This is a genomic window from Flammeovirga sp. OC4 (genome assembly GCF_000812565.1).
GTDB lineage: Bacteria > Bacteroidota > Bacteroidia > Cytophagales > Flammeovirgaceae > Flammeovirga.
This window is the reverse complement of record NZ_JTAM01000167.1, coordinates 1-1,257: the sequence shown is the minus strand read 5'-3', so window position 1 is coordinate 1,257 and position 1,257 is coordinate 1. Positions and strand designations below refer to the sequence as shown.

The 1,257-nt window shown below is 34.8% G+C and carries 1 protein-coding gene; it reads left to right on the top strand.

Translation table 11 applies throughout. The features are described from left to right. Positions 1-416: 416 nt before the first annotated feature. The coding region (locus PL77_RS29790) for a hypothetical protein (protein ID WP_044213678.1) at positions 417-1,257 on the top strand (841 nt) is incomplete at its 3' end.

Here is a 1,257-nt window from a genome sequence, read left to right as displayed (position 1 = left end):
TTCTGTAGGGTCGTTGCATTGCAACGACCAAACGAACCACTTTGAATACTTATTTGCGATTCATAAAAATCTCTATCTAAAATACTGAATACTAAGCTATCATTAAGTTGTGAAAATTACGTCGAAGATCACCAATCCACCATTCTAATTATCAAAGTGAAAATAGCTTACCTTATCCAATCTTTTATCCCTCAAATTTTACTTCCCAAAAGGTGAAATATATTTTTCTGTAAAAATATTAAGCTTTAAATCGCAGTTGATCAGATGTTTATTTCTGTTTTATTCTCGGAGACAGATTGTGTACACATTGGTACAAGGAAGAAAATCATTTCACTCAATTTTGATGTTACCGAAAGCAAATTGAAAACGAATTTTTTCGTGTGAAATGAATTTTTAAACATAAATAGAGCAACGAAATGAACTTATTTAGACTACGATTTTTTATTCTCTCGTGCCTTCTATTATTTTTTAGCTGTACAGAAAAACAGCAAGAGCAAATAGAAGACCTCATCCCGGAATTATCACCAGTATATGAAGTGTATCAAGGGAGTGAGAAGGTCATGACAGTGACATTAGATGAAATCATAAATCCTTCTGCACAAGAAGATTGGAAAGTATTGAATCTTACCTTTGGTGAGACACTTACTTTTAAAGATGTGTCAACAGAAGGAGAACCTACAGGAAGAACTTGGGTTCTGAATGGTAATAAAGAAGAAATTACTTCTTCGGATGTAGAAGTTTCCGTTACCTACAATGTAGAAGGAGAACATTTGGCCGGGGAAGTTACTTTTTTTCGAGAAGGGACAGACCATCCAGATGCTGCTATTCTAACTGAAATTCCACTCAAAGTAAATGTTGACGTACCAGAATTATTACCTGCTTTTAAAATAATGTACGGTGATGTTGTATTATTCGAATTAAAAGAAGGAGAAACCGTACCGGAAGACAAACAAGATTGGGTGGATGTAGAACTTTTAGAGGGAGAGTCACTTTCATTTATCAATACTTCAAATGAAGATTTATTTACGGCTACTTATTGGTTGATTGATGGAATAGTGGAAGATTCAGTAAAAGGAGATAATGTAAATATCACTTTTGAGACTGCGGGTGATTACAGTACACATCAACTCGTGATTGAAAGAAAGGATGCACTGTACCCTGATCTTAAAACAACTCTAGAAATCCCCGTGAATGTTCAGGTAATTGAAGATATTCCAGACCCATTAATCGCCGGTATCAAGGTTTATTTATCGACCG